This window comes from Pseudonocardia sp. DR1-2, assembly GCF_023717215.1.
In the GTDB taxonomy this organism is placed as follows: Bacteria; Actinomycetota; Actinomycetes; order Mycobacteriales; family Pseudonocardiaceae; genus Pseudonocardia; species Pseudonocardia alni.
Genome location: NZ_JAMQOF010000007.1, coordinates 146,933 through 161,322 on the forward strand (window position 1 = coordinate 146,933; position 14,390 = coordinate 161,322).

At 74.2% G+C, this 14,390-nt stretch carries 13 protein-coding genes; 11 read left to right on the forward strand and 2 right to left on the reverse strand.

The features are described 5' to 3' along the window. Positions 1-5 precede the first annotated feature (5 nt). From ND486_RS21330 to ND486_RS21345, 4 genes are read left to right on the forward strand one after another with little or no spacing between them, the layout of a single operon-like run. Complete coding sequence (locus tag ND486_RS21330) at positions 6-1,031, forward strand: FecCD family ABC transporter permease (RefSeq protein WP_374231609.1); 1,026 nt, start codon at positions 6-8, stop codon at positions 1,029-1,031. Beyond that, complete coding sequence (locus ND486_RS21335; protein ID WP_224402843.1) at positions 1,028-2,128, forward strand: iron chelate uptake ABC transporter family permease subunit; 1,101 nt, start codon at positions 1,028-1,030, stop codon at positions 2,126-2,128. Before ND486_RS21330 ends, ND486_RS21335 begins: the two co-directional genes overlap by 4 nt. Beyond that, positions 2,125-3,021 (forward strand): ABC transporter ATP-binding protein, encoded by an 897-nt coding sequence (locus ND486_RS21340; RefSeq protein WP_224402842.1) that lies wholly within the window; start codon positions 2,125-2,127, stop codon positions 3,019-3,021. The genes ND486_RS21335 and ND486_RS21340 overlap by 4 nt, the downstream gene beginning before the upstream one ends. A gap of 8 nt (positions 3,022-3,029) precedes the next feature. Beyond that, positions 3,030-4,253, forward strand: coding sequence for an aminotransferase class I/II-fold pyridoxal phosphate-dependent enzyme (locus tag ND486_RS21345; protein WP_251786169.1), 1,224 nt, complete (start codon positions 3,030-3,032; stop codon positions 4,251-4,253). Here ND486_RS21345 and ND486_RS21350 read toward each other — a convergent pair. Next, positions 4,243-5,391, reverse strand: a complete 1,149-nt coding sequence (locus tag ND486_RS21350) for an acyl-CoA dehydrogenase family protein (protein WP_208820210.1) — start codon at positions 5,389-5,391, stop codon at positions 4,243-4,245. The genes ND486_RS21345 and ND486_RS21350 overlap by 11 nt on opposite strands. An 84-nt stretch (positions 5,392-5,475) precedes the next feature. On the opposite strand from ND486_RS21350, the gene ND486_RS21355 reads away from it, so the two are divergent. The 6 genes from ND486_RS21355 (at position 5,476) to ND486_RS21380 (ending at position 12,177) form a co-directional block, all read left to right on the forward strand. Continuing rightward, on the forward strand, positions 5,476-6,579 hold the full coding sequence (locus ND486_RS21355; RefSeq protein ID WP_208820212.1) for an alpha/beta fold hydrolase: 1,104 nt from the start codon (positions 5,476-5,478) through the stop codon (positions 6,577-6,579). A gap of 360 nt (positions 6,580-6,939) precedes the next feature. Then, positions 6,940-7,602 carry a FadR/GntR family transcriptional regulator gene (locus tag ND486_RS21360; protein WP_224402840.1) on the forward strand — a complete coding sequence of 221 codons (663 nt, stop codon included), beginning with the start codon at positions 6,940-6,942 and terminating at the stop codon, positions 7,600-7,602. Beyond that, complete coding sequence (locus tag ND486_RS21365; protein WP_251786178.1) at positions 7,599-8,363, forward strand: creatininase family protein; 765 nt, start codon at positions 7,599-7,601, stop codon at positions 8,361-8,363. Before ND486_RS21360 ends, ND486_RS21365 begins: the two co-directional genes overlap by 4 nt. Before the next feature lie 229 nt (positions 8,364-8,592). Next, positions 8,593-9,609 (forward strand): alpha/beta hydrolase-fold protein, encoded by a 1,017-nt coding sequence (locus ND486_RS21370; RefSeq protein WP_251786180.1) that lies wholly within the window; start codon positions 8,593-8,595, stop codon positions 9,607-9,609. Next, complete coding sequence (locus ND486_RS21375) at positions 9,606-11,141, forward strand: AbgT family transporter (RefSeq protein ID WP_251786182.1); 1,536 nt, start codon at positions 9,606-9,608, stop codon at positions 11,139-11,141. Before ND486_RS21370 ends, ND486_RS21375 begins: the two co-directional genes overlap by 4 nt. 49 nt (positions 11,142-11,190) lie before the next feature. Next, the gene (locus ND486_RS21380) at positions 11,191-12,177 is read left to right on the forward strand and encodes an aldo/keto reductase (RefSeq protein ID WP_251786184.1); all 987 of its coding nucleotides are present in this window, start codon (positions 11,191-11,193) and stop codon (positions 12,175-12,177) included. 4 nt (positions 12,178-12,181) lie between these two features. Here ND486_RS21380 and ND486_RS21385 read toward each other — a convergent pair whose 3' ends face one another. Further along, positions 12,182-12,886 (reverse strand): dienelactone hydrolase family protein, encoded by a 705-nt coding sequence (locus ND486_RS21385; RefSeq protein ID WP_251786186.1) that lies wholly within the window; start codon positions 12,884-12,886, stop codon positions 12,182-12,184. A gap of 120 nt (positions 12,887-13,006) precedes the next feature. On the opposite strand from ND486_RS21385, the gene ND486_RS21390 reads away from it, so the two are divergent. Next, positions 13,007-14,371: an FAD-binding oxidoreductase gene (locus tag ND486_RS21390; RefSeq protein ID WP_251786188.1), complete on the forward strand. Its 1,365-nt coding sequence runs from the start codon at positions 13,007-13,009 to the stop codon at positions 14,369-14,371. Positions 14,372-14,390: the final 19 nt, after the last annotated feature.

Here is a 14,390-nt window from a genome sequence, read left to right on the forward strand (position 1 = left end):
CGTCGGTGGAACAGCCGTCGCCCCCTCGGCGGTCGCTCCGGCGCAGGCGGCTGCTCGGCCTCGCCGCGCTGACCACGGCGCTGCTGCTCGCGGTACTCGCCAGCATCGCGATCGGGACCAAGGTCATCCCGGTGAACGAGGTGTTCTCCGCGCTGGTCGCCCCGACCGGCAGCGAGAACGACGTGGTCATCCGTTCCCTGCGGATCCCGCGCACCCTGCTCGGGGTACTGGTCGGGATCGCGCTCGGCCTGGCCGGCGCGCTCGTGCAGGGCTTCACCCGCAACCCGCTCGGCGACCCCGGCCTGCTGGGCGTCAACGCGGGTGCGGCGTTCTTCGTCGTCATCGGCATCTACGTCTTCGGTGTCAGCACGCTGTTCGGCTACGTCTGGTTCGCCTTCGCCGGGGCGCTGGTCGCCAGCGTCGTGGTGTTCGTGATCGGCACCCGGGCACCCGGCGGCGCCACCCCGGTGTCGCTGGCCCTCGCCGGTGCCGCCGTCAGCTTCCTGCTGCAGGCGGGCACCTCCTCGGTGGTGCTGCTCGACGAGACCAGCCTCGACGCCTACCGGTTCTGGGTGGTCGGATCGCTCGCCGGGCGCGACGCCGCGGTCGGCGGCCAGGTGGTGTGGTTCATCCTCGCGGGCACGGCGCTGGCGCTGGCCAGCGCGCCCGCCCTCAACGCGCTCTCCCTCGGCGACGACGTCGCCACCTCGCTGGGGCACTCGGTCCGCCGGACCCGGGTCGTCGGCGTCGTCGCGATCACGCTGCTCGCGGGGGCGGCCACCGCCGCCTGCGGGCCGATCGTGTTCCTCGGACTGATCGTGCCGCACGTCGTGCGGGTGTTCACCGGGCCCGACCACCGCTGGCTGCTGCCCGCCTCCGGGCTCGCCGGGGCGGTGCTGCTGCTGCTCGCCGACGTCGTCGGACGGGTGGTGGCCCGCCCCGGTGAGCTGCAGGTCGGCATCGTGGTCGCGCTGATCGGCGGGCCGTTCTTCATCGCGCTCGTGCGCCGTCGCAAGCTGGGGGCCGTGTGAGCACCGTGACCGAACCCGGCCCGCCGAGCACGGTGGCAGTCCCCGGCCGCCGCGCCGTCCGCGCGGGCCGCTTCTCCGGCGTGCTGCGCGTCCGCACCGCCGTCGTGCTGCTCGCCTGTGCCGTCGCGCTGGTGCTCGCCGCCGCGGTCAACATGGGCCGCGGCGACTACCCGATCGCGATCACCGACGTGCTGGCGACGCTGTTCGGCGGTGGTGACGCCGGTCAGCAGCTCGTCGTGCTCGAGCTGCGGCTCCCGCGCACCCTGGTCGGTGCGCTGGTCGGCGGCGCGCTCGCCGTCTCCGGCGCGATCCTGCAGTCGGTCGCCCGCAACCCCCTCGCGAGCCCGGACATCATCGGCGTCCAGTGGGGCGCCAGCGCGGCGGCGGTGTTCGTCATCGTGCTCGGGGGCGGCGTGGCCGGGGTCGGCGGCGCCTTCGCCTCGCTCGGCATCCCGCTCGCCGCCCTGATCGGCGGGCTCGTGTCGTCGGTCGCGGTGTACGTCCTGGCCTGGCGCAAGGGCATCCAGGGCTTCCGGCTCGTGCTGATCGGCATCGGCATCCAGGCCGTGCTCGTCGCCGCGGTGCAGTGGCTGCTGACCGTCGCCCAGATCTACCAGGCCGCCCAGGCCCAGGTCTGGCTCAACGGCAGCCTGAACGCGCGCAGCTGGAACGAGGTCGTCCCGCTGTCGATCTCCATGCTGGTGCTCGTGCCCGCGGCGCTGGCCCTGGTGCACCTGCTCGGCGCCCTGCGCTTCGACGACGACACCGCCCGCGGCCTCGGCGTGCGGGTGAACGGCGCCCGCACCGCGCTGCTGCTCGTCTCCGTCGGGCTCGCCTCGGTCGCGACCGCGGCCGCCGGCCCGATCGCCTTCATCGCACTGGTCACCCCGCAGATCGCGCGCCGGCTCTGCCGGGTCGGGACCCCGCCGATCGGGGTCTCGCTCGTGCTGGGCGCGGCGCTGACCGTGCTGTCCGACCTGATCGCCCGCACCGCACTGGGGTCGGTCGAGCTCCCGGTCGGCATCGTGACCGCCGTGCTCGGCGCCCCGTTCCTGCTGTACCTGCTCGCCCGCACCCGCCAGGAGGCCCGTCGATGAGCACCGTCGAGGACATCAGCGTCGCGGAGGCCACCACCTCCCGGACGACGACGGCGGGCGACCCCGTCCGTCCCGGTGTGGTCCGGCTGTCGGCCGAGCAGGTCACGCTCGGCTACGGCGACCGCACCATCGTCGACGGGCTCGACCTGGAGGTGCTGCCCGGCGCGGTCACCACCGTCATCGGCCCGAACGGCTGCGGCAAGTCCACCGTGCTGCGCGCGCTGGGGCGGCTGCTGCCCGCCCGGACCGGTCAGGTGCTGCTCGACGGCAAGCGGATCGACCGCACCCCGACCAAGGAGGTCGCCCGGGTCCTGGGGATCCTGCCGCAGTCGCCGCTGGCGCCCGAGGGGCTGACCGTCGGCGACCTCGTCGCCCGCGGGCGGCACCCGCACCAGGCCTGGTACCGGCAGTGGTCCTCGGACGACGAGCGCGCCGTCGCCGAGGCGCTGACCTGGACGGGCCTGTCCGACCTCGCCGAGCGCCCGGTCGACGAGCTGTCCGGCGGCCAGCGCCAGCGGGCCTGGATCTCGATGGCCCTGGCCCAGGAGACCGACCTGCTGCTGCTCGACGAGCCGACCACCTTCCTCGACCTGGCCCACCAGGTCGACGTGCTGGAGCTGGTGCGGCGGCTGCAGTCCGAGGCGGGCCGCACCGTGGTCATGGTGCTGCACGACCTCAACCTGGCCGCCCGCTACGCCGACCGGCTCGTCGCGATGAAGGACGGCCGGATCGTCGCGGCGGGGTCGCCGTCCGAGGTCGTCACCGAGGAGCTGCTGGCCGACGTGTTCGGGCTGCGCGCCCGGGTGCTGCCCGACCCGGTGACCGGCACCCCGCTGGTCGTGCCGGACGCGGGCCCGTCGCTGCGCGCCCCGGAGCCGATCGCCGAGGCATGATCTCCGGCGTGACCTCCGGCGACCGACCGCCCTTCCTCGCCACCCGCGCGGTGCACGCGGGCAACGACGTCGATCCCGGCACCGGCGCGATCCGCCGCCCGATCGTCGCGGCCAACTCCTACGCGCTGCCCGAGGACCCCTCCGAGCTGGACTGGTCGGGCACCGCGACCCGGCTCTACACCCGCAACGGCGGGGCGAACCAGGGCTGGCTGGAGGACAAGCTCGTCGCCCTGGAGGACCCGCACGGGGTGTCCCCGGGCGGCTGCGCGGCGGTCGCGCTCGCCTCGGGGGTCGCGGCGCTGCACGCGGTGTTCTTCACGTTCCTGCGCTCCGGTGACCACGTCGTCAGCTCCGACGTCACCTACGTCGCCACCCACCGGCTGCTGACCGAGCTGCTGCCCGAGCGGTGGGGGATCACCGCGACGCTGGTCGACTCCGGCGACCCGGAGGCGGTGCGCGCCGCGGTCCGCCCGGAGACCCGGCTGGTGCACGTCGAGACCCCGGCGAACCCGACGACCCGGATCACCGACGTCGACGCCGTCGCCGACGTCGCACACGAGGCGGGTGCCCTGCTCAGCGTGGACGCCACCTTCGCCACCCCGGTGCTGCAACGGCCGCTGGAGCGGGGCGCGGACCTCGTCGTGCACTCGCTGACCAAGTACGTCAACGGCCACGGCGACGCGATGGGCGGCGCCGTACTGGGCCGCCGCGAGCTGGTCGAGCGGATCCGCGCCGACGCGATGGTCGACGCCGGGGGAGTGATCAGCCCGTTCAACGCCTGGCTGATCGCCCGCGGCGCGGTGACCCTGCCGATGCGGATGCGCGCGCACTGCGCCGGCGCCCAGCAGGTCGCGGAGTACCTGGAGTCCCGCCCGGAGGTCGCCTACGTCGCCTACCCGGGGCTGGCGTCGCACCCGCAGCACGCGCTCGCGACCCGCACCCTCGACGGCGGGTACGGCGGCATGCTCGCCTTCGCCCTCGACGGGCCGCCGGAGCGGCAGAACCGCTTCGTCGCGGGCCTGCGGGTGATCACCTCGGCGGTGTCGCTGGGCCACGACGAGTCGCTGATCGTGCACGTCGGGGCCGGTGGCGACGGCCGGGCGGCGCACTTCCCACCGGAGTTCCGCCGTCTCGGGCACCTGCGCCTGTCGGTGGGGCTGGAGGACCCGCGCGATCTCGTCGCCGACATCGCGCGGGCCCTGGACGGCGCGGGGGCTCCCGTCAGCCGATGAGCGACCGGCCGACGATCTCCTTCATGATCTCGTTCGTGCCGCCGTAGATCGCCTGCACGCGCGAGTCCACGAACGCGCGGGCGATCGGGTACTCGAGCATGTAGCCGTAGCCGCCGTGCAGCTGCACGCAGCGGTCGACGACGCGGTTCTGCAGGTCCGAGCACCACCACTTGGCCTTCGCCGCGTCGGGCACCGACAGCTCGCCCTCGCCGTTGTGCTCGGTGATGCAGCGGTCCACGAAGACCCGGGCGATGGAGACCTCGGTGTCCATCTCGGCGAGCTCGAAGCGGGTGTTCTGGAAGTTCGCCACCGGGCGGCCGAAGGCCGTGCGCTCCTTGGTGTACTCCAGCGTCATCCGCACCGCGGCCTCGGCGCCCGCCACCGAGGCGACGGCGATCGACAGCCGCTCCTGGGCGAGGTTCTGCATCAGGTAGATGAAGCCCTGGCCGACCTCGCCGAGCCGGTTCGCGTCGGGCACCCGGACGTCGGTGAAGCTCAGCTCCGCGGTGTCCTGGGCCTTCATGCCGACCTTCTTCAGGCGGCGGCCGCGCTCGAACCCCTCCATCCCGCGCTCCACCACGAACAGGGTGAAGCCGAGGTGCTTGGCGTCCGGGTCGGTCTTGGCGACGACGATCACCAGGTCGGCGAGGATGCCGTTGGTGATGAAGGTCTTGGAGCCGTTGAGGATCCAGTCGCCGTTCGCGTCCTGCTTGGCGTTGGTCGCGATGCCCTGCAGGTCCGAGCCGGTGCCGGGCTCGGTCATGGCGATCGCGGTGATCAGCTCACCACTGCAGAACCCGGGCAGCCAGCGCTGCTTCTGCTCGTCGGTGCACAGGCGCAGCAGGTAGGGCTGCACCACGTCGTTGTGCAGCGGGAAGCCGATCCCGCTGGCCCCGGCGGCGACGATCTCCTCGGCCAGGATCGCGTTGTAGCGGAAGTCGTCGACCCCGCCGCCGCCGTACTCCTCGGGCACCGCGGTGCCCAGCAGGCCGGCCGCGCCCGCGGCGGTCCACACCGAGCGGTCGACCTGACCGTTCTCCTCCCACTGCTCGTGGTGCGGGGTGACCTCCTTCGCGATGAAGGTCCGGCACAGGTCCCGGAACGCGTCGTGTTCGTCGTCGAAGATCTCGCGCTGCATGCCCGGCAGTCTCACATACCCGCCGGTAACTCCGGTCGTCCTCACGGGCCGTCGGTGACCCGTGCGTGCCGGTAGGGTGCGGCCGTGGATCTCGTGGACGCCGTCGCCAACGTGTGGGACCGGGCCGTGGTCGGTCACCTCGCCGACCTGCGACGGATGCCGCGCGACGCGGTGGTCGGCTCGCCGCAGGGCATCCTGTTCCGGTACCGCCCGCTGTCCGGTGTGGACCCCTCCGGCGGTGCACCGGTGCTGCTCGTGCCGCCGCTGGGCGCCCCGGACTTCGCCTACGACCTGCGTCGCGGCTGCTCGCTGGTGGAGCACCTGCTGCAGCAGGGCCGGACCGTCTACCTGATCGACTACGGCCCCAAGTCGTTCTCCGACCGGACCCTGGGCATCGAGAGCTGGGTCGACGAGCTGCTGCCCGACACGATCCGCCGGGTCGCCGAGGAGACCGACGACGAGGTGCACCTCGTCGCCTGGTCGCTCGGCGGGATCTTCGCCCTGCTCACCGTCGCCGCCGCGGTGCAGGCGCGCGACCCGCTGCCGGTGCGCTCGGTCGCCGCGATCGGCACCCCGGTCGACATCTCCCGGGTGCCGCTGGTGGCGCCGATCCGGCCGCTCGCGCAGATCACCGGTGGCCGGCTCATCTCCTCGATCTACCGGGGCGTCGGCAGCTTCCCGGCGCCGATGGTGAGCTGGGCGTTCCAGCTGACCGCGGTGGACAAGCTCGTCACCAAGCCGCTGGCGATCGCGTCGCGGATCGACGACCGGGACTGCCTGGCCCAGATCGAGGCCGTCGACCACCTGATGAGCAACATGCACGGCTACCCGGGCCGGGTGTTCGGGCAGATCTTCCACCTGCTGCTGCGCAGCAACGACCTCGCCGACGGCGGACTGCGCCTGGGCGGGCGGGACGTGGAGCTGTCCGACGTCGGGGTGCCGGTGCTCGTCGTCGCCGGGCGGGACGACGTCATCGCCCCGCTGCGGGCGGTGCGCGCCGGCGTGCCGCTGCTGACCGGCAGCCCGGAGGTGCGGTTCACGACCTCACCGGGCGGGCACCTGGGCGTGCTGACCGGGCGCCGGGCCCGGGACACGACCTGGCCCGAGCTCGACCGGGCCCTGGCCGACTGGGACGCCGCCGCGGACACCCCCGACGTCGCCGACGGCCCGGCCGCCGCCGGGGCCTGACCGGCCCGCTCGCCCGGCCGGACCGGCCGGCGGCGATTCCGGGGCCGGACCGGCTCGCGTCGGCCGCCGGGCCCGACCCGGCCCGCTCCGGCCGCGCCGGCGGCGTGTGATCGGCCCCTCCCCGGCCACTGCCGCCTGACGGTCCCTGGTCCGTCCACAGTCCCCGCCCGCACGATGATCCGGAGTCCGCGTGGTGATCCGGAGTCCGCGTGGTGATCCGGAGTCCGCGTGGTGACGTGGTCCGCGTGCGTCCGGACGCGCGCGCCCCGCGGATCAGCGCGCGGATTCGTGATCACCACCGTCGGAACCGGCGGTGGGGGAGGGTTGACCGGTCATGTCTCTAAGTGATTTAGTCACTTTATGACCGCAGGGGAGACGCTGTCGGAGCGCCTGGCCGACGACATCATGGACATCATCCGGACCGGGAACCTCGGCCCGGGGGACCAGCTCGCGTCCTCCCGCGACCTGGCGCGACGGTTCGAGGTCACCACCCCGACCGTCCGCGAGGCGCTGCGACGCCTGGAGGCCACCGGGGCCGTCGAGTTCCGGCACGGCTCGGGCACCTACGTCGGCGCCGGGGTCGGGCGGCGGCTGCTCGCCAACCCGCACCGGCCGTCCCGGACCCCCGACGGCGTGCACGAGCTGATCCGCGCCCGGCTCGTCCTGGAGCCGCCGATCGCGGCTGCGGCGGCCCGGGAGCGCGACCCCGCCGGGCTCGCGCTGCTCTCGGAGAGCGTCACCAACGCCCTGCACCCGCCGGTCGGCGATCTCCGCCCGGCGGTGCACTTCCACGTCGCACTGGCCGCGACCAGCGGCAACGCGCTGCTCCGGGAGACGGTGGAGGCGCTGCTGCACATCCGGGCGCGCGACCAGGTCGAGATCCGGCACCGCTACGACGACCGCGAGCGCGACCACGCCGAGCACGTCGCGCTGCTCGAGGCCGTCCGTGGGGGCGACCCGGACCTGGCGGAGCGGCTCTGCCGCGAGCACCTCGCCTCGATCGCCGCGGCGGTGGGCGCGTGAGCACGCGGCGCCTGGGGGAGATGACGACGGTCGAGGCCGCGGCCGCCGTCGTCGACAGCCCGGTGGTGCTGCTGCCGGCCGGGGCCTTCGAACAGCACGGGCCGGGGCTGCCGCTCGCGACGGACCTGATCCGTGCCGAGGCGGTCTGCGACCGCGTCGCCGAGGCACTGGGCGGCACCGCGGTCGTCGGGCCGTCGTTGCCGGTCGGGGTGTCGCCGCACCACCTGGCCTTCGCCGGCACGGTCAGCCTCACCACCACGACGTTCGCCACGCTCGTGCGCGAGTACGTCGACGGCCTGTACCGGCACGGCTGGCGCCGGATCTGCGTGGTCACAGGCCACGGCGGGAACGACGCCACCCTCGCGACGGTCGCGCAGGACCTCCTCGTGGCCCGTCCGGACCTGCAGTTCGCCTGGAGCCCGCTCACCACGCTGGCTGCCGACGTCGTCGCCGCGGCCGGGCCGCCCGAGGTCAGCGGGCACAGCGGGCAGGCCGAGACGGCGCAGATGCTCGCCGTCGCGCCGCACCTGGTGCACACCGACCGGCTCGCGGCCGGGACCACCCGGTTCGCCGAGCTCGACGCCTTCGGCGCACTGGCCCGGCGGCGCGGTGGTCCGACGCTCACCGCGCCCTACGACCGCCTGTCCGGCAACGGGGTCCTCGGCGACCCCCGTCGGGCCGATCCGGAGCACGGGGAGGCGATCGTCGCCGCGATCGTCGACCGGATCACCGACTTCGTCACGGCCTGGCTCACGGCCTGACGCCCCTCCGACCCGCACGGACCCACAGCACTCCCGCGGTGGCGCCACCCGGTGCCCCCGTCGCACGACCCTGCCCGCGACCCGGGCGGGGCCACAGCACCGGCCGTCGACGACGCCGTCCGAAGGGAACCCCATGTCCGCACCGAGACCGTCCGCAGCGACACCGTCCGTTCCGGGACGCCCGACCGGGGGCGCGACGCGACGTGCCGGGGGACGCCGCCTGCGTGCCGTGGCGGCGGCCTGCCTGGCCGCGGCCGCCCTGACCACCGGCGCCGCCGTCGCCCCGGCACCGTCCGACGCCGCCGTGGTCCCGACCGCATCCGGGTCGCCGGCCGGCCCCGGCGCACCCGACGGGCCGACCGGGCCCGGCGCGGCGGCCGGACCGGCGGGCGGCCCGCCCGGAGCACGGAGCCCCGGCTGCGGCCTCACCCCGCCGCAGGCACCGGGCACCACCGCCGTCCGCACCGTGGACAGCGGCGGCCTGGCCCGCACCGTGCGCGTCCACCTGCCCGAGGGCTACCGCCCCGACCGGCCCACCCCGGTGGTCCTGGTCTTCCACGGCCGCGGCAACGACGGCGCCACCACCGAGGACTTCTCCGGCCTGTCCGGGCTGCCCGCCGTCGTCGCCTACCCCGACGGGGTCCCCGGCGGTGAGGGGAAGCGCTCCTGGCAGGGCGCCCCGTACTCGGCGCCGGGCGTCGACGACGTCGCCTTCACCGGTGACCTCCTCGACGGCCTCGAGGCCGGCCTCTGCGTCGACCCCGGCCGGGTCTTCGCCACCGGAAAGTCCAACGGCGGCGGCTTCACCGAGATCCTGGCCTGCCGGATGTCCGACCGGATCGCCGCGATCGCCCCGGTCGCGGGCGCCTACTACCGCGACGGCGAACCGCCGTGCCGGCCCGGCCGTCCGGTCCCGGCGTTGTTCGTGCACGGCACCGGCGACGCCACCATCCCCTACACCGGCGACGCCGAGCGCGGCCTGCCCGCGATCCCGGCGAAGGTCGCCGAATGGGTCGCCCGCGACGGCTGCCGGGCCCGCCCGCAGACCCGCCGGATCGAGCCCGACGTTACCATCGCGACCTGGCGCGGCTGCCGCGACGGCGCCCGGGTGCAGCACGTCGCCGTCGACGGTGGCGGCCACACCTGGCCGGGCGCGACCGCGTACTCCGGCGGCGGCGTCACCACGCAGACGGTCCGCGCCACCGCGCTGGTCGGGGACTTCTTCGGCCTCGGGGGACCGCGATGAGCACCCCCGCCGCGACCCGGGACCGGGAGCTGCCCCGACTCGTGCGGGCGATGGCCGTCGTCGAACGGGTCGGGAACGCGCTGCCGCACCCGTTCTGGCTGTTCTGGGTGCTGTCGGCGATCCTCGCCGTGGTCAGCGCCGGGCTGGCGGCGGCGGGCGTCGCCGTCGTCGCCCCCGACGGCGAGCCCGTCGCGGTGCGGAACCTGCTCTCCGGCGACGGCCTCGCGATGGCCGTCTCGTCGATGATCGACAACTTCGCGCAGTTCCCGCCGATGGCCACCATCGTCACGGTGATCATGGGCGTCGCGGTCGCCGAGCGCAGCGGGCTGCTCGCCGCGGCCATGCGGGCCGGCGTCGCCCGGGTGCCCGCGTCGCTGGTGGTGTTCGCGGTCGCGTTCGCCGGGACCGTCGCGCACGTCGCGTCGGCCGCGGCGTACGTGATCCTGGTGCCGCTGGGCGGGCTCGCGTTCCGGGCGGTCGGGCGCTCGCCGATCCTCGGGATCGTCGTCGCCTACACCGCCATCGCCTCCGGCTACGACGCCAGCCCGGTCCCCACCCCGAACGACGCGATCTTCGCCGGCATCACCACCGCCGCGGCCCGGATCGTGGACCCGGCGGCCGTGGTGACCCCGGTCGGCAACTGGTTCTTCAACATCGCCTCCTCGGTCGTCCTCGCGCTGGTGATCACGCTGGTCACCCGGGTCGTCCTGGCCAAGCGGCCCGACCTGGACCCCGACCCCGACGCGCCCGACGACGACGTCGCCGGGCTGAGCCTGTCCGCGGCCGAGCGGACCGGCCTGCGCCGCGCCGGCTGGGTGCTGCTGGGTGGTGCGGTGCTGCTCGTCGCGGTCGTGGCGCCGGAGTGGTCCCCGCTGCGCGGGGAGAACGGCTCGATCGTCGAGTCCCCGCTGGTCGAGGGCATCGGCGCGGTCATCGCGCTGCTGTTCGGCCTGCTCGGCACCGTCTTCGGCCGCGCGGTCGGGACGATCACCACCGCCGCCGACGTCCCGAAGCTGATGGCCGACGGGATCCGGCAGATGGCCCCCGTGCTGGCGCTGTTCTTCGCGATCGCCCAGTTCCTGGCCTACTTCGACTGGACCCACGTCGGGGACGTGCTCGCCGTCGTCGCCGCGGACGCGCTGCGCACCACCGGCGTCCCGATCCCGGTCGTGTTCCTGATGGTGCTGGCCGTGCTCACCGTGGTGAACGTGATGGTCACCAGCGGGACGGCGATGTGGTCGATCGCGGCGCCGGTGATCGTGCCGATGCTGATGCTGGTCGAGGTGCCGCCGGAGACCACCCAGGCGCTGTTCCGGATCGCCGACTCCGGCTCGACGGCGATCACCCCGATGAGTCCGTACTTCGTGATGGCGCTGGGGTTCCTGCAGCGCTACCGCAAGGACGCGGGCATCGGGACGCTCGCGTCGTACACGCTGCCCCTGGCCGTCGCCATGACGGCGGTCTGGACGCTGCTGTTCTTCGCCTGGTGGGCACTGGGGATCCCGCTGGGCCCGGGGGCCCCGGTCCGCTGAGGGGACGGACGCGGGGCGGGGACCGGGACGGTCGGGGACACTGGCGCAGGTGCGCTACCTCGACGCTCCCGGTCCCGGCCCACGACGCTGGTCGGTGATGGGCCTGGGCACCTGGCAGTTCGGCACGAGCGAGTGGGGCTACGGCGACGCGCTGGAGGCCGGGCGGATCGTCGCCCGCGCCCGCGAGCTGGGCGTCACCGTGTTCGACACCGCGGAGCTCTACGGCCCGCTGCGCAGCGAACGGATCCTCGGCGACGCGCTGCGTGCCTGCGGTGGCCCCGGGTGGCGCGACGACGTCGTGATCGCGACGAAGTTCTTCCCGGTCCTGCCCCTGGGCCCGGTGCTGCGGCACCGCGCGGCCGCCTCCGCCGCCCGGCTCGGGGTGACCGAGATCGACCTCTACCAGGTGCACAAGCCGCACCCGCTGGTCGGCGACGCGTCGGCGATGCGCGGGATGGCCGAGCTGCAGCGGACCGGGCTGGTCCGCGACGCCGGCGTCTCGTCGTACACGCTGGACCGCTGGCTGTCCGCGGAGGAGGCGCTCGGCGGACCCGTGCTGTCCAACCAGGTCGAGTTCAGCCTCCTGCGCCGCAGGCCCGTCGCGGCCCTCGTCCCGCACGCCGCCGCGCACGGCCGCATCGTGATGGCCTACAGCCCGCTCGCCCAGGGCCTGCTCACCGGCCGGTACGACGCCGGCCACCGGCCCACCAACGCGGTGCGCCGCAGCAAGCCGGAGTGGCTGCCGGAGAACCTGGCCGCCCTCGCCCCGCTCACCGACGCCCTGCGCGACGTCGCCTCCGCGCACGACGCGACGCCGTCGCAGGTCGCGCTGGCGTGGGTGGTGTACCACCCGAACACGGTGGCGATCCCCGGTGCGTCGAGCGTGGCGCAGCTGGAGTCCAACGTGGCCGCGGCGGACATCGTGCTGACCTCCGACGAGTACGTCGGTCTCACCGCGGCCGCGCAGCGGGTCCGGCTGCGCACCGGTCCCGCCACGCTGCCCGCCGTGGCCCGGGAGCTGCTGCGCTCCCGCTGAGCCGCTACTTGACGTGCTCGCGCAGGAACTGCGTCGCGCGGGTCCACGCGATCTCCGCCTGCTCGGCGTCGTAGGTGCCCATGTGGTTCTCGTCGTTGAAGAACGCGTGCCCGGCCGGGTACTGCAGGAACTCCGGGCGGGTGCCGGACTCGGCCTGGATGCGGTCGGCGAGGGACTCCACCGCGTCCGGCGGGGCCATGGTGTCCTCGGCCCCGAAGTGGCCCTGCACGGCCGCGGTCAGGTTCGCGAACGACGGGTAGTCCTCCTTGAGCACCCCGTAGAAGGGCACGGCGGCCGCGACCTTGTCGCCCTGCTGCGCGGCGAGGACCAGCACGAAGCCGCCGCCCATGCAGAAGCCGACCGCGCCGACGGCCGAGGAGGTGACGTCGTCGCGCCCGAGCAGGAACTCCACGGCCCCGGCCAGGTCGGTCGCCGCGCCGTTCACGGGCAGCTCGCCCATGAGCTTCCCGGCCTCGTCGGAGTCGTGGGTGGTGCGCCCGCCGTAGAGGTCGGGGGCGAGTGCGACGAAGCCCTCGGCGGCGAACCGGTTCGTCACATCCACGATGTGGTCGGTCAGGCCCCACCACTCCTGGATGACGATCAGACCGGGTCCGGCCCCGGACTCGGGCAGGGCCAGGTAGCCGTGCGCGGTGTCGCCGCCGGAGGGGAAGGTGACGTTCTGCGCGGGGTTCTCGTTGGTGTGTGCCACGGGCGCGATGACATCACGACGGTGCCGGTACCGCCCGCCGGGAAGATCGTTGCGTGCTGTGACGGAGGACCCTCCGTTAATCATGAGCGTCGCAAACGATATGGGTCTATCGTCACCGCCATGCCCGCCGGGACCGCCACCCGAACCGCGCACGACGCCGCGGTGGAGAACCTGCGCCGGGCGCGCGCCGGAGCCGGCGCCGTCCAGCTGGGGAAGCCGTCGTCGAACCTGTTCCGGTTCGGCGACCGCGACACCGGCGCCGCCGCGCGCCGCCTCGACACCTCCGCGCTGGACGGTGTCCTCGGCGTGGACCCGGACCGGCGGACCGCCGAGGTACAGGGGATGGCGACCTACGAGACCATCGTGGACGCCACCCTCGTGCACGGGCTGATGCCGCTGGTGGTCCCGCAGCTCAAGACCATCACCCTCGGGGGAGCGGTCACCGGGCTGGGGGTCGAGTCGACGTCGTTCCACGACGGGCTGCCGCACGAGTCGGTGCTCGAGATGGACGTGCTCACCCCGGCCGGGGAACTGCTGCTCGTCACCCCCGACGGGGAGCACGCCGACCTGTTCGCGGCGTTCCCCAACTCCTACGGCACGCTCGGCTACGCGGTCCGCCTGGTCGTCGAGCTGGCGCCCGTGAAGCCCTTCGTGAAGCTCACCCACCACCGGTACGCGAGCGCCTCCGCCGCGTCGGCGGCGATCGAGCGGTTCGTGGCGGCGGGCGAGGTCGACTTCCTCGACGGTGTCGTGTTCGGACCCGACGAGCAGTACCTGACCACCGGGGAGTTCGTCGACGCCCCGATGCCGGGCGCCCGGATCTCCGACTACACCGGTCAGGAGGTGTTCTACCGGTCGCTGCAGCGCCGCCCGGTCGACCACCTCACCGTGCACGACTACCTCTGGCGCTGGGACACCGACTGGTTCTGGTGCTCGCGCGCGTTCGGCGTGCAGCACCCGGTGGTGCGCCGGTTCTGGCCACGCCGCCTGCGCCGCTCGGACGTCTACCGCCGTCTCGTCGCCCTCGACCAGCGTCACGGCGCGTCGAACCGGGTCCGGGAGGCGCTCGGCGGGACCGCCGAGGAGATGGTCGTGCAGGACGTGGAGATCCCGGTCGAGCGGCTCGCGGAGTTCCTCGAGTTCTTCCACCGGGAGATCCGGATCGAGCCGGTGTGGCTGTGCCCGCTGCAGCTGCGCGGGGAGCGGAGCTGGCCGCTGTACCCGATGGAGCCGGGCCGGCTCTACGTCAACGTCGGCTTCTGGTCCTCGGTGGCGGAGAAGCCGGGGGACCCGTGGGCACACAACCGGCTGATCGAGGAGTGTGTCGCCGACCTGGGCGGGCACAAGTCGCTGTACTCGACCGTGCACTACGGCGAGGACGAGTTCTGGTCGCACTACAACGGTGCGGCCTACCGGGCGGTGAAGCAGCGGTACGACCCGGACGGTCGGTCTCCCGACCTGTTCGCCAAGGTCACCGGCCGCTGACGAGCGCACCGCGGGGATC